The organism is Streptomyces capillispiralis (genome assembly GCF_007829875.1).
Taxonomy (GTDB): Bacteria; Actinomycetota; Actinomycetes; order Streptomycetales; family Streptomycetaceae; genus Streptomyces; species Streptomyces capillispiralis.
Window position 1 is genome coordinate 7,942,181 of record NZ_VIWV01000001.1, and the last position, 21,275, is coordinate 7,963,455.

Here is a 21,275-nt window from a genome sequence, read left to right on the forward strand (position 1 = left end):
GTCCGGAATGCCGACGATGCGCGCCGCACGGATCATCTCGGTCCTGACCGCTCTCCTCCTGCCGGCGCTCGCGGCGCCCGCTCCCGCGGCGGCGGTCCCGGACGGGACCGTCTCCGGCGTGGAGTCCGCCGCCGTCTCCGCGGCCGCCGACTGGAGTCCGCCGCTCAGCACGCGCGGCCGCTGGATCGTCGACGCCGACGGCGACCGGTTCAAGCTGCGGTCCGGCAACTGGCACGGAGCCAGCGGCACCTGGACCGGCACCGGCAGCCCGGACGAGGACGCCCGTCACCACGCGGGGGAGAACTCCGGCCGGATCCCGCTCGGCCTCGACAGGGCCCCCATGGCCGAGATCATCGCCGGTTTCGAGGAGATCGGCATCAACAGCGTCCGGCTGCCCTTCTCCAACGAGATGATCCACGACACCCGCCCCGTCACGGACGACGCCGTCGCCGCCAACCCCGCCCTGAGAGGCTCGACCCCGCTCCAGGTGTACGACGCCGTGGTCCGCGAACTCACCGGAGCCGGCCTCGCGGTGATCCTCAACAACCACACCAACACCACCCGTTGGTGCTGCGGGGTCGACGGCAACGAACGCTGGAACGCGAGCCGGTCCACCGGGGCCTGGGAGAACGACTGGCTGTTCATGGCCCGCCGCTACCGGGACAACGGGCGCGTCGTGGGCGCGGACCTCTACAACGAGGTCCGCCGCGACGTCTGGGACGACCCCAACTGGGGCCTCGGCGACGACCACGACTGGTTCGCCGCCTCCCAGCGCGTCGGCGACCGCATCCTGACGGAGGCCAACCCCGACCTCCTCGTCATCGTCGAGGGCATCAACTGGACCGGTATCCCCGTCGACGGGTTCCCGCACGGGCGCCCCACCCTGGAGCCCGTACGCCACCTCTCGCACACCCTCGTCGACTCGGGCAAACTCGTGTACTCCGCCCACTTCTACGGCTACACCGGCCCGCGTCACAGCGGCGCCACCGGAATCGGCGAGACCACCGACCCCCGTTACCAGGACCTCACCCCGGCCGAACTGACCGACGTCCTGGACCGCCAGGCCTTCTTCGTCACCGCCGAGCCGGACCGGCACTTCACCGCCCCCGTCTGGATCAGCGAGTTCGGGGTCGGCGGCCGGGGCGAGACGGGCGCCGCGCAGCGCGCCTGGTTCGAGCGCTTCGTCGACCATCTGGTCCGTACGGACGCCGACTTCGCGTACTGGCCGCTCGTCGGCTGGCACGAGAACGGCCGCGGCAACGGCTGGGCGCTGCTGCACTGGGACGCCGCGGGCCACCGCATGGGGCCCTACGACGGCGACGACTGGCGGGCCGGGGCCTGGACCCGACTGGTGGAGGCCACCGGACGCGCCGGCCGGGTCGCCCCCGTGGCCGACTGGTCGATGCTGAGCCCCGACCACGCCGACTTCGTCGCCTCGCGCCGCATGCGCGCGCTGCCCGACTGGGACCCCGGCGCGCGCAAGGCCGTATGTCCCGACGGGCAGCGGCTCGTGGGCCTCGGCCACACCGGCAACCGGGGCCTGTGCTCCGACGTGACGGCCGGGCCCCTGGGGGACCCGTCCGGCGGGCACGAGGTGGTCAGGGACGAACGGCACGTCCCGCCGGGCGGTGACTGGGCGTCGGGCCACACCAAACTCCAGTGCCCCGACGGCCACTTCCTCACCGGCTACGGCGTGCGCGGTGCCGCCGTCTCCTCCGCTCTGTGCGCGAAGGCCCCACCCGGCGGGATCACCGGCACGAGCGGCCGTACGGTCTGGTTCGACCGGAGCGACAACCGGGGCGCCGGGCCGAAGGGCGGCGACTTCGCCCACGGGCACTACAAGGGCCAGTGCGCGGACGACGAGTACGCCGCCGGGATCGCCTACACCGGCCGCATCGGATCCCGGGGGACCCCGGACGCGCTGTACTGCCGCACGCTCACCTGACCCGTCGGCGACGGGGCGGACAGCGCCCGAGCGGGCTGCCGGCGGGACGGCCGGGCCCCGCGCGGGCCGGGGCCACCGCGTGCCGCCGGCACTTTGTCCCACGGGAGGAAGAAGATGCGGGACCGTGCGCGAAAGGGGTTACGCGTTCGCGCGAGGGCCGCTAACTTCCTTGAAATGAACCGGTCATGAGCCTGCTCGGGGCGAGGGCCGGTGTTCCACGGCGCGACGGCGCGCGCCCGCACTCCTGCACGGCAGACCCCGCACGGCCTGCCGCCACCCCCCATATTCCTGGAGACTTCCGTGCGCACGAGACCGCTCGGACACAGACGTGTCCGCACACTGCTGACAGCCGTGGCGTGTGCCCTGGCCCTGGCACTGCCGGCGGGGCCGGCCGCCGCGGCCACCACCACCGCACCGGCAGGCCCGGCCGAAGCCGCCGCGGCCGAGGACTTCCAGCAGGTCACCCTCGCCAAGGGCGTGGCCGAGACGGGCGAGCCCATGACCCTGGCCGTCCTGCCGGACCGCTCGGTCCTGCACACGTCGCGTGACGGCACCCTGCGGCTGACCGACGCCGCGGGCACCACCACCGTGGCGGGCAGACTGGACGTCTACAGCCACGACGAGGAGGGCCTGCAGGGCGTCGCCGCCGACCCCGGCTTCGCCACCAACCGCTTCGTCTACCTGTACTACGCCCCCAAGCTGACCACCCCGGCCGGCGACGCCCCCGCCGACGGCACGGCATCCGACTTCACCCCGTTCGACGGCGTCAACCGGCTGTCCCGGTTCGTGCTGCGGACCGACGGCACCCTGGACACGGGGAGCGAGAAGAAGATCCTCGACGTGCCCGCCTCCCGCGGCCTGTGCTGTCACGTCGGCGGCGACATCGACTTCGACGCGGCCGGCAACCTGTACCTGTCGACGGGCGACGACACCAACCCCTTCGCCTCGGACGGCTACACCCCGATCGACGAGCGCGCCTCGCGCAACCCCGCCTACGACGCCCAGCGTTCCTCGGGCAACACCAACGACCTGCGCGGCAAGATCCTGCGCGTCAAGGTGAACGCCGACGCCACGTACAGCATCCCGGCGGGCAACCTCTTCGCCCCCGGCACCGCAAGGACCCGGCCCGAGATCTATGCCATGGGCTTCCGCAACCCCTTCCGGATGAGCGTCGACAAGGCCACCGGCACCGTCTACGTCGGTGACTACGGCCCCGACGCGGGCACCGCCAGCGCCTCCCGCGGCCCCGGCGGACAGGTCGAGTTCAACCGGATCACCAAGGCCGGCAACTTCGGCTGGCCCTACTGCACGGGGAAGAACAACGCCTACGTCGACCACGACTTCGGCACCGGCACCTCCGGCTCCGCCTTCAACTGCGCCGCACCGAGGAACACTTCGCCGCGCAACACCGGCCTGACCGACCTGCCGCCCGCCCAGCCCGCCTGGATCCCCTACGACGGCGCCTCCGTGCCCGAGTTCGGCAACGGATCCGAGTCGCCCATGGGCGGCCCCGTCTACCGGTACGACGCGAACTCCACCTCCGAGGTGAAGTTCCCCGCCGAGTACGACGGCGACTTCTTCGCCGGCGAGTTCGGCCGCCGCTGGATCAAGCGGATCGAGACCGGCGGCGACGGGACCGTGCAGTCCATCAACTCCTTCCCCTGGACCGGCACCCAGGTGATGGACATGGCCTTCGGGCCGGACGGCGCCCTCTACGTCCTCGACTACGGCACCGGATACTTCAACGGCGACGCCAACTCGGCCCTGTACCGGATCGAGCACGTCACCGGCGGACGGGCCCCGGTGGCCCAGGCCAAGGCGAACACCACCTCCGGCACGGCACCCCTGACCGTCGCCTTCTCCTCGGCCGGCAGCTCCGACCCCGACGGAGAAGCGCTCCGGCACGCCTGGACCTTCGGCGACGGCGCCACCTCCACCGCAGCCGACCCGTCCCACACCTACACCGCCAACGGGCAGTACACGGCGACGCTGAAGGTCACCGACCCCACCGGCAAGTCCGCCACCGCCTCCGTACAGATCACCGTCGGCAACACCGCCCCCACCGTGCGGCTCGACACACCCGCCGACGGACGGATCTACGACTTCGGCGCCGCCATCCCGTTCAAGGTGACGGTCACCGACCCGGAGGACGGCACGATCGACTGCACCAAGGTGAAGGTCACCTTCATCGTCGGTCACGACAGCCACGGACACCCGCAGACCTCGGCCACCGGCTGCACCGGCACCCTGCACACCCTGGCGGACGGCGAACACGACCCCAACGCCAACATCTTCGGCGTCATCGACGCCGAGTACACCGACAAGGGCGCCGGCGGCCAGCCCGCGCTCACCGCCCACGACCAGCACATCACCCAGCCCAGCCACCGGCAGGCCGAGCACTACGGCGACTCCTCCGGCGTCCAGGTCATGAACCACGCACCCGCCCACGGCGGCAGGACGGTCGGCAACATCGAGAACGGTGACTGGATCTCCTTCACGCCCTACAGCCTCGACAACACCACCGGCTTCACCGCCCGCGTCTCCTCGGCGGGCAGCGGAGGCACCCTCGAAGTCCGCGCCGGATCCCCGACCGGCACCCTGCTCGGCACGGCCACCGTGCCCGTCACCGGCGGCTGGGAGACCTTCCAGGACGTCACGGCCCCACTGAGCAACCAGCCGGCCGGCACCACCACCCTCCACCTCGTCTTCAAGGGCGGCAGTGGCGCCCTGTTCGACGTCGACGAGTTCTCCTTCACCACCTCCGCCGGCGGCACTCGCACCGGTGAGGTGAAGGGCGTGAACGGCAAGTGTCTGGACGTGGACAACGCGGGCACGGCGGATGGGACGGAGGTGCAGATCTGGACGTGCAACGGGACGTCGGCGCAGCGGTGGACGGTGGCGGACGACGGTTCGTTGAGGGCGTTGGGCAAGTGTCTGGACGTGTCCGGTGGCGGGAGTGCGGACGGGACGCGGGTGCAGTTGTGGACGTGCAACGGGACGGGGGCGCAGAAGTGGGCGGCCCAGTCGGACGGCACGGTGCGTAACCCGCAGTCGGGCAAGTGCCTGGACGCCTCGGGCGGTACGTGGGAGGACGGCACGCCGGTCCACCTGTGGACCTGCCACACCGCGGCCAACCAGAAGTGGACCCTGCCGTAGAAAGGAGGCGAACGACCATGCGTACCCTGCTCAAGACAGCGCTCACCCTGTGCGCCGGCGCCGCGCTCTGCCTGACCCCCCAGGCCGCAGCCCTGCCCGACGCCGCACCGACGGCCCACGACGCCCCGCGGTCCGTACCCGCCGCGGAGCGCGCGGCGGCCGACCCGGCGTACGAGATCCTCGTCTTCTCCCGGACGGCGGGCTTCCGCCACTCCTCGATCGACGAGGGCGTCACGGCCCTGCGCGACCTCGGGGCGGCGAACAACTTCACCGTCGACGCCACCGAGGACCCGCAGGCCTTCACCACCGGCAACCTGGCCCAGTACCGGGCCGTGGTCTTCCTGTCGACCACGGGCGACGTACTCGGCCCCGCCCAGCAGACGGCCTTCGAGCAGTACCTGGGCGCCGGTGGCGGATACGTCGGCATCCACGCCGCCGCCGACACCGAGTACGACTGGCCCTTCTACGAGGGACTGGCCGGCGCCCTCTTCCACTCCCACCCCGCCATCCAGCCCGCGACCGTCAAGGTCGAGGACCGGGGGCACGACGCCACCGCGCACCTGGGCACCACCTGGCAGCGCACCGACGAGTGGTACAACTACCGCACCAACCCCCGCACCACCGCCCACGTGCTGGCCTCGCTGGACGAGTCCAGCTACTCCGGCGGCTCCATGTCCGGCGACCACCCGATCGCCTGGTGCAAGGACTACGCCGGCGGCCGGGCCTTCTACACCGGCGGCGGCCACACGGAGGAGTCCTACGCGGACCCCGCCTTCCGCCGGCACCTGCTCGGCGGCATCCGCTGGGCGGCCGGCACGACCAAGGCCGACTGCCGCCCGGAGACCGGCTACACGCCCCTGTTCGACGGCACCGGCACGACCGGCTGGAATCAGGCGGGACCCGGCGGCTTCACCCTGGCCGACGGCACGCTCACCTCGCACGGCGGACTGGGCCTGTTCTGGTACCAGGGCAAGGAGTTCACCGGCGACTACTCCCTGAAGCTGGACTGGAAGGCGAGCGGCGACGACAACTCCGGTGTCTTCCTCGGCTTCCCGGCGTCCGACGACCCCTGGTCGGCGGTGGACCACGGCTACGAGATCCAGATCGACGCCACCGACGCGGCCGACCGCACCACGGGAGCCGTCTACGGATTCAAGTCCGCCGACCTCGCCGCCCGCGACGCCGCGCTGAACCCGCCGGGGGAGTGGAACACCTACGAGCTGCGCGTCACCGGCGAGCGGCTGGAGATCTTCCTCAACGGCAGGAAGATCAACGACTTCACCAACACCGACCCGGCGCGCAGCCTCCAGCAGGGCCACATCGGCCTGCAGAACCACGGTGACGGCGACGAGGTGGCCTTCCGCAACATCCGGATCAAGCAGGCCGGCCCCCCGTCCGGCACTCGCACCGGTGAGGTGAAGGGCGTGAACGGCAAGTGTCTGGACGTGGACAACGCGGGCACGGCGGATGGGACGGAGGTGCAGATCTGGACGTGCAACGGGACGTCGGCGCAGCGGTGGACGGTGGCGGACGACGGTTCGTTGAGGGCGTTGGGCAAGTGTCTGGACGTGTCCGGTGGCGGGAGTGCGGACGGGACGCGGGTGCAGTTGTGGACGTGCAACGGGACGGGGGCGCAGAAGTGGGCGGCCCAGTCGGACGGCACGGTGCGTAACCCGCAGTCGGGCAAGTGCCTGGACGCCTCGGGCGGTACGTGGGAGGACGGCACGCCGGTCCACCTGTGGACCTGCCACACCGGATCCAACCAGAAGTGGACCCTGCCCTGACATCCGTCACGGGTCCGTCGCCGGGGCGCACCGAAGCGGGTGCGCCCCGGCCCCTTTTCGTCCGGTTCCCGCCGGGCCCGCGCGACACCTGTGCCCTCGGCACGCGGCCGGTGACGGCCCCCTTTCCACGCCGGTGGCCTTCTCAATCGTGGCAATGATCATGGTGTGGTGAAGTGATCATGGCCGGTAGCTTGTGCGTCTATGATCGACAACCACCTCCCCACTCCCCAGCAGGGCTTATCGAACGACCTGACCACCGCCCTGTTCGGCAGCCGCGCGGCGACGTTCCACCAGCCCTGGAAGCGGCTGTTCGGCTCCTCACCGTTCTCCTACCGGGAGGGACTCACGCACGAGGAGCGCATCCAACTGTCGTACGAGCGGCTGCGCCTGGTCAACGACGCCGTCGACGACCCCGCGGCGTTCGCCGGTGATCCGGCGGCGCTCAGCGCGATGCACGAGTGGGCCGGCGTCGTCGACGCCGGCATGGCGACCTGCGCGAGCATCCACTACAACCTGTTCCTCGGCAGCCTCCTCGACCACGACCACCAGGACCGGGACCTCACCGAGTACCTCGACATGTCCCGCGTCGGGACGTTCCTGTGCACGGAGCTCGGCCACGGCAACGACGCCGCCCAGATGGAGACCACCTGCACCTTCGACCGAAACACCGGCGGCTTCGTCCTCGACACCCCCACCCCGGACGCCTGCAAGTGGATGCCCAACACCAGTTCGGTGGGCGGCGCGAAGAGCGCGGTCGTCGCCGCACGCCTCCGCGTCGACGACCGCGACCTGGGCGTGTTCCTGTTCCTGACACCCCTGAGCGACGCCCACGGCACACCGCTGCCCGGCGTGGAGATACGCAGGCTCCCGCAGACCGCCAGCAGCCCCGTCGACCACTGCGCCACCAGCTTCCACCAGGTCCCCCTGCCCTACGGCGCACTGCTGCAGGGCGAGCACGGACGCCTCACCCGTGACGGCCGGTTCACCAGCGACCTCGGCAGCCCCCGCAAACGGTTCCTGCGCTCCATCGGCCGCGTCACCATGGGCAAGCTCTGCATGAGCGCCTACAGCCTCGGCGCCACCCGGCACGCCCTGACCGTCGCCGTCCGCCACGCCCACAACCGCCACACCTCCGGCATGACCGGCGGTCAAAGGGTCCCCCTGTTCGCCCACCGCAGCCACCACGCCCCGCTCCTGGAGGCCACGGCCACGGCCTACGCGGCCACCCTGCTCCAGCGCGACGTGACCCGGCAGTGGGCCGACGCCACGGACGACGACCGGGAGCACCACGAACGGCTCGTCGCCGTCGCCAAGGGATGGATCACCTGGCAGGCCCGGGCCATCATGACCGAGTGCCGCGAACGCTGCGGCGCCCAGGGCCTGATCCTGGCCAACGGCATCGCCGGCCAGCTCGCCGCCAACGAGGGCACCATCACCGCCGAGGGCGACAACAAGGTGATCTGGGTCAAGGCCGCCGGGGAGATGCTTCTGGGAGGTTTCACACCGCAGCCCGTCAGCGAACTCCCGCCCGAGCAGCGCCTGCTGGACGATCCGCGGTACGTGCAGGACCTCCTCGGGGACATCGAGCGGATATGGCACGAGCGGGCCCGTGCCCGCCTGCGCACCGGCCGGGCACCCTCACCCCTGGCGCGCTGGAACGCGACCGTGACCCCCGCACTCCAGCTCGTCGACGCGCACGCCCACCGCCTGGCCGGCCAGGCACTGTCCGCGGCGGCCGCCGAGGCCGGCGGCGCGCAGAGCCGGAGTCTGCTCACCGACCTGCACCGGCTGTTCGCCCTGCGCCGGATCGCCGCGCACAGCGGTGACCTGCTGGCCCAGGGGCGGATCACCGCCGAACAGGTGCAGCACCTGCCCGACGCCATTGACAACGTAGTCATGGCACTGGAGCCCCACGCACTGACGCTGGTGGCGGGGTTCGACGTACCGGAGGAACTGCTGGAGGGCCACCCCGTGCTGCAGACCGCGGACGCGGCGGAACTCGTGCCGGCGTAGCGGAACCGACGCGCACGGGGGACTTCGGCTGGACGCAGGCCGCACGGCGAGGCTGCGTCCGGTCAAGGGCGCACCGCTGTACCGGGAGGTCGGGGTTCGGCGGCCTCGGCGACGAGGACGGGCCGGCCGCCGCCGCCTGCTCAGGACCGGGGAGCGGAGCCCTCGTGGAGCGCGGGGGAGTCCTGCTCGGGGCGCGCTTCGGCCAGCAGCCGCTCGGGCCGCCGCGGTGAGATGTCCAGCTTCGTCAGCACCGCGGGAACGGTGATGCCGGGCAGGATCAGGGCGAAGAGCTCCGAGACCTCGCCCACCAGGTCCGGTTGCTGCGGCAGGGAACTGCTCACCAGTTGAACGCCCGTCCACGCCCCGACGAGCAGCCGGGCGATGGTGGCGGGGTCGGCGTGCTGCTGGAGTTCGCCCCGCTCCTTGGCGGTGGCGAGCAGGTCCAGACTCAGCTGGATCCAGTCGGGCCAGCGCGTGCTGAACAGCGACCGGGACTTGGGGTCGACGGAGAGCCGGATCGACGCGCTCAGCAGGGGCTCACGGGGGAGACGGTAGGCCAGGAGCAGCGCGAGGTCGATCCACTCCTGCACCTTGTACGTCTGCGGGCTGAACCCCAGTGTGGTCACCGCCTCGTCGAGCACGCCCTGGGCGAGCGCCTCCTTCGACGTGAAGTGGAAGTACAGCGCGCCCCGGGTGAGTTGCGCGCGTTCGAGGATCACGGAGATGGACGCGGCGTCGTAGCCGTACTCGTCGAAGACCTCTGCCGCGGCCTCCAGGAAGATCCGGCGTGTCCGGACCGCCCTCTCCTGCTTCGCCACGTGACTCCTTGTTTTCCAGGGGTCTCCTTCGAGGTGAAAGGACCAACGGATCGGTATGTGAAGCTTCAGAATAATCCCGCCCACCGGCGCGTCCGCACCCGGTCCCGCGGTCCTCCCGGGCGGTCACGGCTCCTCGGCGCAGCCGGTGCAGCCGGTGCAGCCCTTCACGGTCAGGCGCCCCACCACGCCGTCCGCGTTCCGCATGTGCTCGTCCCAGCGGGCCACGCTCTCGGACCCTCCGGCCTCGAGCTTGGCCCGCGTCTCCTCCGAGGCGAGGCCGGGCAGCATCATCTTCCAGAAACGTGTCACCACGCGCCGGGAACACAGGGCGTGGTCCTTGCGCCCGAGGGTCTCCAGGCCCATGACGATCGCCATGATGGTGGCGCAGGCGTCGTCCGGCAGCACCCCGGGGGCCAGGTTCCCCTCGTACTCGGCGATGGTCAGCATGCCCCGTACCCAGCCGCGCCACTTGAGCCACAGCTCGGCGCCGCCGTCCCAGGCCGCGTCGTTGTCGAGGCCGAGTCCGGCGCGCAGCACCACGTTCTCCTCGAACTGCGTGGCCAGGACGTGCGTGGCGTCGATGAGGGTCTGCAGGGGGGCGGGCCGCGATTCGGTGCAGGCGGTCGTGATGTACCGCAGGCTCTCCTCGGCCGCCGCCTGTACGGTCTCCCCCAGCTCCTTCTTACTGCTGAAGTGGAAGTTGAGCGCGCCGGTACTCACGCCGGCCCCGGTGCTGATGTCCGCGAGGGACGCGGACATGAATCCTCGTCGGTCGAAGACCTCGGCCGCCGAACAGATCAGCTCCTGCCTCGTGCGTACCGCACGGTCCTGCTTGGCCATCCTCGCAGCTCCGGGTGATGAATGGTGAGCCCGATGCATGCATGCGCACACACTGGGTCACGCTAACAAACCGAACGTAAGGTTTCTTCTTCGGCCCCAGTTGACTCCGTAACAGTCCCGAACCGGGGCGGATTTGCTGGTCCATTGCTCACTGGATCACAAAGGGCGGGGAGGATACCATGCCTCATGCTCGCTATCCAGTTCGATTGTTTCGGTGGTCCCGAGGTTCTCACCCCCGTCGAGCTTCCCCCTCCGGTCCCGGGACCGGAGGAAGTTCTGATCACGGTGGAGGCGGCAGGCGTCAACTTCGCCGACACACACCAGACCGACGGTTCCTATCCGATCGCCGACAGCCTTCCGTTCGTCCCGGGCTCCGAGGTCGTCGGGCGCACCCCCGACGGGAGGCGGGTGCTGGCCCGGGTGACCGGAGGGTACGCCCAGCAGGTGGCCGCCAGACAGTCCGCGGTGGTGGAAATTACCGAGGAGGTACCGGCGGCCGAGGCCCTGGCGCTGCCGATGCAGGGGCTCACGGCCTGGCACCTGCTGCGGACCGCGGCCCGGCTGCGGGAGGGCGAGACCGTCGTCGTGCACGCCGCGGCGGGCGGCGTCGGCAGTCTCGCCGTCCAGCTGGCCAGGGAGTTCGGCGCGGGCCTGGTGCTCGCCCAGGCGTCCTCCCCGGACAAGGCGGAACTCGCCCTGCGGCTCGGCGCGGACGCGGTCGTCGCATACCCCCTGGAGCGCGGGGCCGACGTGGTCCTCGACGCGGGCGGCGGGCCCCTCTTCGCGGCCGCGCTGGGCTCGCTGGCCCCCTTCGGCCGGCTGGTCACCTATGGCAACGCCTCACGTGAGGACTTCCCGCCGGTCGATCCCGCACTGCTCCACCGGCTCGGCGCGTCCGTCGTCGGCTTCCGGCTGCGGCACGCGCTGACGGCACCCGGCGCGACGAGCGGCCCGCTGAAGGAACTGTTCACGATGGTCGCCGAGGGACGTCTGAGGCCCGTCACGGGCGCCAGTTACCCGCTGGCCGAGGCGCGGCGCGCACACGAGGACCTGCTGGCGCGGCGCACCACCGGCAAGGTGGTCCTGATCCCCTGAGCAGTGATGCCTTTTCGATATGTTTCCGGCCGGTGATCGAGCCGGACGCCCTCGTTCCGCAGGGGTGGGCGCCGCGGGCGGACCGGTGTTTCGCGCCCGGATCACCGGTCCGCAGGAGTTACCCCGCGATGGGCGCGCGGAGACTTCCGGCGCCCGTTGCCCGGGGCCGCGCGAGGGCCGGGCGGGGAGCGGGGTGCTCAGGGCGGCGGGGGTGGCGGCGGCCAACTCGGCCGACGGGTCGGTGAGTTCGCCTCGGGGGCAGCCTGCCGGTCGAGGCCCGGCACTCCTGCGAGTGCCGGGCCTCGACATGGGCGGGACTGCCACACCGAGGCCGGCGGGCGGGCGGAAGGGATGGTCCTGTCGCCCGTCATGACGGCGTGCGGGTGGCCGTGTGCGAGGAGGGCGTCGACCCCGGAAAATATCGCTGAATATGTTTCAGGCCGGTGCGGCCGTGGCATGCAGCCGGATGGTCACCGAAGGGTGCCGGTGAGTTCGCTGCGGAAGGCGGTGTGTCCGGACTGGGTCCCGGTGACCCGGACGAGCACGGTGTCGGGGCCCTTCCGCAGTGGCTCGGCCTCGATCCGGCACACCGTGTCGAACTCGACGTAACGTTCGAACTCGGCGTCGAGGGCGGTGAGGTGGAGAATGCCCGGCCGGACGGTGGCTTCGGCGGCCTGGACGGCGGCCTCGATCAGGCCGAGGCCGGGCACGTGGTCGACGGGGTGGTCCAGGAGGTGGGTGTTGGCGATGTCGCTGCGCAGGAGCCAGCGCAGGGGGTCACCGGTCGGGCAGAGCACGACGTCCGAGGCGGCGGCGCGGCCGACCGACGCCGGGTCGACCGGCGCCGGCAGTGGCCAGTTCCCCCAGTCGACGGTGAGGTGCTCACCGCGCAGCCGGCGGTACGCGGCCGGGGATATCCAGCCGAAGTCCGACTGGGAGCCGGCCACCGGGACCCCCTCACGGAAGATCCGCATGGTCATCGGTAATGAACGTGCCGTCCGACCGGTTTGTCCATGACCCGGAATCGCGACCTCCACCTCGAAGAGGGGGGCCTCGCCCGGGTGGACCCGGAAATCCGGGTCCACGGTGTAGTGGAACTCCCGCAGCGTCGTCTGGTGCGTGAGCGGCACCTGGTACTCGGCGTGCGCGATGGTCAGCCCGGCCTGCCGGATCGTCTGGGTGAGGAGACGGGGGTCGTACGCCCAGGAGCCCGAGTGGGTGGGCCACTGGGCACGCAGGAGGAAGGTGTCGGGGCCGGTGTGCCTCCAGTCGGTGATCAGTACGCGCTGCGGGTCTCTCAGATGAACGAGCTCCTTGGCCACCCGTCTGTGGTGGTCGGCGCCGGGAGGGGCGTCGACGTGGCGGCGGCCCGCGGTACGCGGGCGTGCGGTGGTATCGGACACGGAACCCCCAGATGACTCAGTGGTCGGCTTAGCCATCGTCGAACTCGCGCTCGACTGGATGAACATACCGATCCATCGGTTCTTTTATCAAGGAATGTCAAAGACCGCGTCATACGCTGCTTTTGCGAAGGGCAAAGAACGGACCGCGCCCCGGGAAGTCCGGTGGTGGAACGGCTGCCACCGCACCGGAGGCGAGGCGTCGGGGAGCCGAGCAAAGAGGACGGAGGACATCCGGACCGTACACAACTGGGCCCCGCACCGGCGTGGAGCGAACCGGTACGGGGCCCAGTGGAGGGTCCCGGTCGAAGGCCGCGCGGGGGCCGTTCGAGGGTCTAGAGGTAGGGCGTCCCGGGGTCGAGCCCCACCAGGACCCTGCCGTGCACCTCCAGGCTCATGTTCGGGTTCATCAGACCGTGGAGGGACAGCGCCTCGATGTCGCGGCGGTAGCGCCGGAAGTGACCCTTGCGGGCCAGGGAGGACGCGGAGCTGACCGAGTTGAGCGCGTCGACGGCCTCGTTCACCAGCTGGATCGCGTGACCGGCCCGGCCGCGCACCGTCGCCTTCTCCGTGTCGGTGAGCGGCTCACCGACGTCGGCGCGCTCCTGCAGCAGCGTCAGCTGACCCTCGAACAGGGCCTCCGCGGCGGCGATCCGGTTCTCCGCCACGGCCACCTGGTGCTGCGTGAGCGGGTGTTCGCGCTGGTCCTCCCAGGTGGTGTAGGCGATGGGCCGGCGCAGGCCCTCGACGAACGTCTCGTAGGCCCCCTTGGCGGCACCGAGGTAGATCGCCACCGACTCGGAGATGACCATGCTCAGCAGACCGTAGTCACGGCCGGTGGCACCGGAGTTGGAGCGGCCCTCGGCGGTGCCGGTGAGCGCCTCGCCCACGGTGACCAGCCGGTGCGCGGGCACGAACACGTCACGGGCGGTCGTCGTGGAGCTGCCGGTGCCGATGGTGGCGGAGACGTGCCAGTCGTCCGCGATCGACAGTTCCGACATCGGGACGAGGGCGTACGCCTCGTCGACGGTTCCGTCGGGCAGCGTCACCGTGGCGGCGACCAGGTCCCAGTCCGCGCCGCGGCAGCCGGTGTTGAACCGCCAGGTGCCGTTGAGGAGGTAACCGCCCTCGGTGGCGACCAGCGTGCTGTTGCCCGCGGTGAAGGCGCCGGAGATCCGGACCTGCCCGGTGGCGAAGATCTCCTCCTGCGTCACGTCCGGGTAGAGCGTGGCCAGCCAGGCGGTGGAGACCCAGGCCACGGCCACCCAGCCGGTCGAGGCGCAGCCCCGGGCGATCTCGGAGAGGATCGCGTACTGCTGCGGCAGGGACAGGTCGAGCCCGCCGAACCTGCGCGGCACGGCGATCCGGAAGACGCCCGCCTTCTCCAGCAGTTCGATGTTCTCGTCCGGGATCCAGCGCCGGTCCTCGGCCTCCAGCCCGTTCTCCCGGAGCGTGGGCACGATCACTCGCACCGCCTCCAGTACGGAGTCGAAATCGGGTTCATGCGGGGACATGGCGCCTCCTGGCGTCGATCGTGTGCCTGCTCTTCACCGTCGGAACGGTGCGCGGCCGACCGTAACGCCCGTCCGGCGGCAGCCGGGTAACACGCTGTCACTGGGCGGTAATCGCATGATCTCCGCCGTCCGGGCCGCCCGCGGACGGAGCTGACGCCGTGGCAGCGGGTGTTTGGGCGAGCTTTGACCGCCCCGCCCCATCATGGCGACGTCCCCGCCCCGCAGCGGTTCACGGGAACCGCCGGGGCGCCGAGTGGAGGAGCGACATGAGTGGTGAGTGGTTCCGCAGGTTCGTCCCCGACTCCCAGGGGGCTCCCGCCGCCGGAGGTGCGCTGAGACTGGTCTGCTTCCCGCACGCGGGCGGCGCCGCCAGCGCGTTCCTCCGGCTGGCGCGCGAGGCCATGCCCGGGATCGAGGTCGTGGCGGTGCAGTACCCCGGCCGTCAGGACCGTCGCAACGAGGAGCCGCTGGCCGGTATCGGGCTCCTCGCGGACGCCCTCGCGGACGAGGTGCGGCGCGAAGTGAAGGCGCCCTACGCGTTCTTCGGGCACAGCATGGGGGCGATCATCGCGCACGAGGTCGCCCTGCGCCTGGCCGAGCGGGGGGAGCCGGGCCCGGAGCGGCTCTTCCTGTCCGGCCGCGGCGCCCCCTCGACGACGCCGTACGCGCACGACCGGCTGCGCACCGACGCCGACGTCCTGGCCATGGTCCGCAAACTGGGCGGAACGGCCAACGGGGTCTTCGACGACCCGGACGTCCTGGCCATGGTGATGCCCACCCTCCGGGCCGACTACCGTGCGCTCGGCTCGTACGTCTGGACGCCGCGCCCCGCCCTGGACGTCCCCTTCACGGTGCTGATCGGCGACGCCGACCCGGTGGTGCCGGTCACCGCGGCGGCGGGGTGGAAGGGGTTCACCACGGCCCCCACCGACATGGAGGTGTTCGAAGGCGGTCACTTCTATCTCGACGCCAGGACCAAGGAGGTGGCCCGCGTGGTCACCGCCGCCCTGGGCCGGGACGGGAAGCGGAACGCGGCGGCCGTGGGCTGACCGCGCCGTGCGGGGGCGACACGGCCCGCCGGTCCCTCCGCACGGTCCCGACGCAGCGGGCGCGCCGGCCGGTACGGGCCGGCGCGCCCGCCCGCCCGTGTCCACCCCTGCCGTGACACCCGGAGCCGTGACCCGGCCCGCGGGCCCACGCGGAGCCGTCAACCCGGCTTGACCGCAGGCACGTTGATTCCACCCCTCGGTATGCCCCCCGTCGCCATGCCCGCCGCGGCCGTCGGCAGGACCGTCACCGCGCGCCCCCGGGAGCGCTCCAGGCCCCCGGCGCCCTTGCTGACCAGCGACTTCACCTTCTCGCGCGGACGAACGCCCCCGTCCGCAGCGGCCCTTCGGCCTGCTTGCGTTCACCCCGTCACCACCGATCGGGGCAGACCTCTGGTCCACTGTTGAAAAATCGAACGGTTGGTATGGTTGCGACGGGCGCATGGTCCGGACCTGACGGCCGCACGGCAGGAGTGGACGGGTCCGCCTCGCGCCAGGACGGACGTTCATAAGTGTCGAACGGAAGTTGAGGCGGCGTCACCTCTGGTTCTGCTGAAAAAACCGATCGATTGGTTTATTTTGGAGTGAGCAGAGGGCTTGTCGCCAGGGGGGAAGTCGGTGGAAGCAGACGTAGAGCAGCGTCGATCGTCGAGGGGGGACGCCGACGAGTGCCCATACGGTCTCGTCCCGGAGGCCGAATCGGAACTCTTCGCCTCGCTGCGCCGCAGTGGCCAGCGGCAGAAGGCGGAACACTATGTGAAGGGGCTGCTCGAAACGCCCGGCCGCAAGACGCTGGGGCACATCGCGGCACACCTGGGCGGCCCCGCGGCACAGCAGAGCCTGCACCACTTCATCAGCGAATCCCTGTGGGAGTGGGCACCGCTCCGCCACGCCCTCGCCCGGCAGGCGCGGATGCTGCTCGGACACGACGCGTGGGTCGTCCGGCCCATGGTCATTCCCAAGGCCGGGGCCCACTCGATCGGAGTCGACCTCCAGTTCGTGCCACACCTGGGACGGGCCGTCAACGGCCAGCAGGCGGTGGGGGTTTGGCTGGCCTCCGAGCGATCCGCCGTACCGGTCGAATGGCAGCTCGTCCTGCCCCGGCGGTGGCGGGAGGAACCCCTCCGGAGCAGGGCCCGCATCCCCGCCGGCGTCCGGGCGGACTGTCTGGAGGAGTGCGTCCGCGAGGCGACGGCCCAGGCGGCCCGGGGCGCCGGCCCGCGGAACAGGCCAGTGATCGTCGACGCGCGGGGAGCGGACGCCGTGGCGATCGCCCGCCGCCTGGGGGCCGACGGGCACCAGTTCGTCATCCGCACCGAACCGGCCACCCGGCTGAGCGTCGACAGGTCCGTCCTGCCCGCGTACGGCGCACGTGAACGTGGCGCCGGCGAACTGGTCGCCCACCTCGGCCGGATGCGCACCCCCGCCGGTCCGGGACCGGACCGGCCCACCGCCTCGGTGATCCCGGTGGTGGCCCCCGCCTCCGTACACGGCGGCGCGCTGCGCGGCCTGCGCCTGATGGGGGAGGGGGGCGCGCCGGGCGGCGGTGCGGACCGGCTGTGGCTGACCAACGCCACCGGCGTCGCCGCGTCCGCGCTCCTGCGGCTGACGCGGCTCAGCGACCTCGTCGCCCGGGACGCCGTCGACATCGGCGACCGGGTCGGGCTGCGGGACTTCGCCGGGCGCTCCTTCTCCGGCTGGCACCGGCACATCACCCTCGCCTCGATCGCCCACTTCGCCACCGTGCTCGCCACCGAGCCCTCACCCTGTGCCACCGCTGCCTGCAAGGCCGCGTGACACGGTGCCCGACGCGCCACCACCCCAGTCCACCCGCCGACCACGTGCGCGAACCGGGGACTGACCTCCCCGGCCGACTGGTCCGCGTGGCGCATCGCGGGGGCACGACGTCCCCGCGACGTCCGCGGGCTGTCCACGAACGCCGCCCACCCCTCCACGACCACGGTGGGCGACGCACCAACGCGAGCTCGAACGCCTGGAACAGGAGTACGCACAGTGCGGTTGAACCTGATCGGCCCGCTCCAAGTCATCACCGACGACGGCAGGGAACACGCCCCCAACGCACCGAAGATCGGCCGGATGCTCGCGGTCCTCGCGCTCCAGCCGCGCGAGGCCGTGCCCACCACCGTACTGATACAGGAACTGTGGGGGCAGAACCCCCCGCGCAGCGCGGCCAAGACACTGCAGACGCACGTCTACCACGCCCGCCGCATGTTCCAGGAGGAGAGAGTCACCGCCGCCGGCCGGAACCTGCTGGTCGCCAGAGCACCCGGGTACGAGTTCCGGGTCAACGACGACGAGGTCGACGTCAGCAGTTTCGAACAGCACCTGCGGCAGGCACGCTGGGAATCCCGGAGCGGCCAACTGGAGCGAGCGGCCCACGAGGTGAACCGCGCCCTCGCCCTGTGGCGCGGCCCGGTCCTGAGCGGCGTGCCGGTCGGCACCGTGCTCGCCGGCCGGATCGCCCGCGTCGAGGAACTGCGGATCAACGCCCTCGAACTGCGCATCGAGATCGAGAGCAGACTCGGCAGACAACGCGACCTGCTGCCCGATCTACGGGCCCTGGTCGAGGAGTTCCCGCTGCACGAGTGGTTCCACGGGCAGCTCATCTCGGCCCTGCACCACGCGGGCCGCAGAAGCGAGGCGCTCCAGGCGTACCACGCGCTCTACGGCATCCTCCAGAAGGAACTCGGACTGGAACCGTCCGAGGATCTGCGGCGGCTCCAGGCCGAGATCCTCGGCTCGTCCGGCGGCGAGGAACCGTCCGGGCCCCACCGCCGCCTGGAGACACCGGAGACGACGCGGCGGCGCCTGTCGCCCGTCCCGTCGAAGAGGCCGCGTCCGACCGCGGCCGCCTGCTTCGGCTGACCGCACCGGGCGTCACAACGCATCCGCCGCGCCGGCCCGCGACGACGGCTCGGCGGCGGTGGTGACGCGTCTCCCTGCCGACCACACACACGGTGAACGCCGGAACCGCCGGGCGTTGTCACACCGGTACACGAACAGGCGGTGACCTTCGTGAACGCGAACGCGGCTCCCTCCCACAACGGTGTGGCACGGGCCGGAGGCATGTGCCCGAGATTTGTGTGATCTTGGACCACGGCCCTGCACGATGGTGACGGATCTTGACGGATCCGGGCGGTTCCCGTGGATCGACCACTCCGCGTCCGCCCGTGTATCCCGCCTTTACGGGGATGGAGTTGGGCGAGTCATGCAGTTCCGAATGCTGGGTCCGATAGAAGTTGTCGACCATGGCGAGCAGATGCCCCTCGGCGGCACCAAACAGCGCGCCACTCTCGGTTTCCTCCTGCTCCAGACGAACAAGGTGGTGGCCACCAGCCACCTCATGAACGCGCTGTGGGGTTACGACGACGTCCCCGCCACGGCACGCAAGATTCTCCAGAACGCGGTCTACGGCCTGCGCAACATCCTGGCCGCCGGACGGGCCGAGGGAGACCCGGGCGCCGCCGCCCTGCTCACCCAGCCGCCCGGCTACATGATGCGGGTGGACCCCGAACGGGTCGACCTCCAGCTGTTCCACAAGTGGGTCATGCAGGGCAGGGAACAACTCGCGCGCGGCGCCGCGGAGTCCGCCTCCGCGCTCCTGCGCGACGCCCTCGCGCTGTGGCGCGGACCGGCCCTCGCGGACCTGGTGGAGGGCGGCATCCAGTGGCCCGAACTGGCCACGATCGAGAACACCCGGCTCGACGTCATGGAGGACTACTTCGACGCGCAGCTCGCCTGCGGCAACCACCACCTGGTCCTCGCCGAACTGGAACGGATGGTGCAGAACGAACCGCTGCGCGAGCGGTCGTGCGGCCAGCTCATGCTGGCCCTGTACCGCTGCGGACGCCAGGTGGACGCCCTCAACGTCTACAGCCGGGTCCGGGCCGTGCTCGTCGAAAGCCTGGGCCTGGAGCCCGGCCGGGGCCTGCAGCAGCTCCAGCAGGCCATCCTCGTCCAGGACCCGGCCCTGTCCCTCGCCCGCCCCGGAACGCCCGACCCGTTCACCGCACGGCCCGAGATCCGCGTCGGCCCCACCGTGCCGGCCGCCCCTGCCCACCCCGTCGCCCCCGCCGTCGCCCCCGCTCCCGCCATGTCCCCGGAACCCCGGGACCCGCGGTCCTACGAGCCCCGGGTCGCCCCGGCGGACGGCATCACCATGCCGGAACAGCGCACCTCCGAACCGGCCGGATTCGAACGGCGCCCCGACTCCACGCGCCGCAAGGTCTGCGCGATGTCCGTGCGCGCCCGGCTCGCCCCGACCCTCGCCGACGTGGCCGCCAAGGACGTCGACGCCCTCCTGGAAAGCGCCTGCCACCTGGTCACGGAACAGGTCGAGCGGTTCGGCGGCACCGTGACGGCCTCCATCGGCTCGATGTCCCTGGCCGTGTTCGGACTGGACGGGCCCGGCGACGACGACGCCCGGCAGGCCGTCCTCGCGGCACTCGCCATCCGCGACCTCCTCGACGCCCCGGCCGACGGCGACCCGGACGCGCCACGGCTGGCCGTGCAGTGCGCCGTCACCACCGGAGAGGTCCTGCTGCGCCACCGCAGCAACGAGGACACCCCCAAGGTCATCGGTGCCGTCCTGGACGAATCCCAGGCGCAGCTCTCCGAGGTCCCGGCCGGGCAGGTGCGGGTCACCGACCCCGTCCGGCGGGCCAGCGAGCACGCCGTGCGCTACCGCCTGCCCGACCCCGCCTCCGGCAGCTGGGAGGCGCTGGAGGCACGCGACGAGGGGTACGCCGAGGAAGGCGGCGCCGAGATGTACGAGCAGGACATCCTGCGCGGGCTGGTCCGGCGCACCCGGCACCGGGGCGTACCCCACCTGGTCACGGTGCTGGGGGAGCGCGGCACCGGCAAGACCCGGCTGCTGCGCGACTTCGAGCGCTGGGTGGCGGCCCAGGCCGACGCGCCGCGCATCCTGACCGGACGGATCCCGGCGGCGGGCGAGGACGGCCACCGGCTCCGGCTGGCCGCCCAGATCCTCGCCGCCTACTGCGGCGCGGCCCCCGGGGAGGACGCGACGGCCGCCCTCACCCGCACGGTCAGGAGGCTCTTCCCCAGCGAACGGGCCTGCGCCCTGCTGGTCTCCCGGCTCCGCCCGCTGGTGACCACCGCCGGCATCGGTGTCGACGACCGCTTCGGAGGGCCGCCCCTCACCGAGACCATGAGCGCCTGGGCCCAGCTGTTCCAGCAGGCGGCCTGCGAGGAACCGCTCGTCCTGTGCATCGACGACCTCCACCGCGCGCCCGACGCCGTACTCGACGCCGTGGAGAAACTGGCGGAGACCGCCGGATCGGGTCCGCTGTGCGTGGTCGTCGGCGCCGGTCCGGAACTCCTGCTGAGAAGGCCGGGCTGGGCCGGGGGCAAGAGCCACGCCACGACGGTCACCCTGGACCGCCCCGAACGCGTCACCAACGAGCAGCTCGTCCGCCTGCTGCTGTCGGCCGACGGAAGCGAGGACGCGCGGACCCTCACCTGAGACCCGAGACCTGAGACCCGAGACCTGGGACCCGGGACCCGAGAGGTGAGACCCGGGACCTGGGACCAGGGAGCCCCACACCCCGGAACTCACCAGCGGGTAACCGGCCGCCCATCATTTCCGCAATTCATGGGATGGCCATGGCGTGACCGACCGCT

At 71.6% G+C, this 21,275-nt stretch carries 13 protein-coding genes; 9 read left to right on the forward strand and 4 right to left on the reverse strand.

Annotation, left to right across the window (positions count from 1 at the left end; genetic code table 11):
* The first annotated feature begins 7 nt into the window (after nucleotides 1-7).
* The 4 genes from FHX78_RS34675 to FHX78_RS34690 all read left to right on the forward strand — a co-directional run bounded on the left by FHX78_RS34675 (nucleotide 8) and on the right by FHX78_RS34690 (nucleotide 8,898).
* Nucleotides 8-1,945 (forward strand): glycoside hydrolase family 5 protein, encoded by a 1,938-nt coding sequence (locus FHX78_RS34675; protein ID WP_145871302.1) that lies wholly within the window; start codon nucleotides 8-10, stop codon nucleotides 1,943-1,945.
* Nucleotides 1,946-2,245: 300 nt separating this feature from the next.
* Nucleotides 2,246-5,101, forward strand: coding sequence for a lectin (locus tag FHX78_RS34680; protein ID WP_145871304.1), 2,856 nt, complete (start codon nucleotides 2,246-2,248; stop codon nucleotides 5,099-5,101).
* A gap of 17 nt (nucleotides 5,102-5,118) precedes the next feature.
* Entirely contained in the window at nucleotides 5,119-6,885 is a 1,767-nt protein-coding gene (locus FHX78_RS34685; RefSeq protein WP_145871306.1) for a lectin, read from the forward strand.
* 201 nt (nucleotides 6,886-7,086) lie between these two features.
* Nucleotides 7,087-8,898 carry an acyl-CoA dehydrogenase family protein gene (locus FHX78_RS34690; protein ID WP_145871308.1) on the forward strand — a complete coding sequence of 604 codons (1,812 nt, stop codon included), beginning with the start codon at nucleotides 7,087-7,089 and terminating at the stop codon, nucleotides 8,896-8,898.
* Between the two features lie 140 nt (nucleotides 8,899-9,038).
* On the opposite strand, the gene FHX78_RS34695 is transcribed toward FHX78_RS34690, so the two are convergent.
* Both FHX78_RS34695 and FHX78_RS34700 read right to left on the reverse strand, forming a co-directional pair.
* On the reverse strand, nucleotides 9,039-9,716 hold the full coding sequence (locus FHX78_RS34695; RefSeq protein ID WP_145871310.1) for a ScbR family autoregulator-binding transcription factor: 678 nt from the start codon (nucleotides 9,714-9,716) through the stop codon (nucleotides 9,039-9,041).
* Nucleotides 9,717-9,839: 123 nt separating this feature from the next.
* Nucleotides 9,840-10,556, reverse strand: coding sequence for a ScbR family autoregulator-binding transcription factor (locus FHX78_RS34700; RefSeq protein ID WP_145871312.1), 717 nt, complete (start codon nucleotides 10,554-10,556; stop codon nucleotides 9,840-9,842).
* Nucleotides 10,557-10,742: 186 nt separating this feature from the next.
* Between FHX78_RS34700 and FHX78_RS34705 the strand changes: the two genes are divergently transcribed.
* Nucleotides 10,743-11,651, forward strand: coding sequence for a quinone oxidoreductase family protein (locus tag FHX78_RS34705; RefSeq protein ID WP_145871314.1), 909 nt, complete (start codon nucleotides 10,743-10,745; stop codon nucleotides 11,649-11,651).
* Between the two features lie 470 nt (nucleotides 11,652-12,121).
* Here FHX78_RS34705 and FHX78_RS34710 read toward each other — a convergent pair whose 3' ends face one another.
* Nucleotides 12,122-13,054, reverse strand: a complete 933-nt coding sequence (locus FHX78_RS34710; protein ID WP_229924225.1) for a ScbA/BarX family gamma-butyrolactone biosynthesis protein — start codon at nucleotides 13,052-13,054, stop codon at nucleotides 12,122-12,124.
* A 332-nt stretch (nucleotides 13,055-13,386) separates the two neighbouring features.
* Nucleotides 13,387-14,565 carry an acyl-CoA dehydrogenase family protein gene (locus FHX78_RS34715; protein ID WP_145871318.1) on the reverse strand — a complete coding sequence of 393 codons (1,179 nt, stop codon included), beginning with the start codon at nucleotides 14,563-14,565 and terminating at the stop codon, nucleotides 13,387-13,389.
* A 266-nt stretch (nucleotides 14,566-14,831) separates the two neighbouring features.
* Here FHX78_RS34715 and FHX78_RS34720 point away from each other — a divergent pair, with 266 nt between their 5' ends.
* From FHX78_RS34720 to FHX78_RS38010, 4 genes are all read left to right on the forward strand, one after another.
* Nucleotides 14,832-15,614 (forward strand): thioesterase II family protein, encoded by a 783-nt coding sequence (locus FHX78_RS34720; protein WP_145871320.1) that lies wholly within the window; start codon nucleotides 14,832-14,834, stop codon nucleotides 15,612-15,614.
* Nucleotides 15,615-16,229: 615 nt separating this feature from the next.
* Nucleotides 16,230-17,408 (forward strand): IS701 family transposase, encoded by a 1,179-nt coding sequence (locus tag FHX78_RS34725; RefSeq protein WP_145871322.1) that lies wholly within the window; start codon nucleotides 16,230-16,232, stop codon nucleotides 17,406-17,408.
* A gap of 216 nt (nucleotides 17,409-17,624) precedes the next feature.
* A complete protein-coding gene (locus FHX78_RS34730) occupies nucleotides 17,625-18,497 on the forward strand; it encodes an AfsR/SARP family transcriptional regulator (RefSeq protein WP_145871324.1) in 873 nt (290 codons plus the stop codon).
* A 343-nt stretch (nucleotides 18,498-18,840) separates the two neighbouring features.
* The gene (locus FHX78_RS38010) at nucleotides 18,841-21,117 is read left to right on the forward strand and encodes an ATP-binding protein (RefSeq protein WP_145871325.1); all 2,277 of its coding nucleotides are present in this window, start codon (nucleotides 18,841-18,843) and stop codon (nucleotides 21,115-21,117) included.
* Nucleotides 21,118-21,275: the final 158 nt, after the last annotated feature.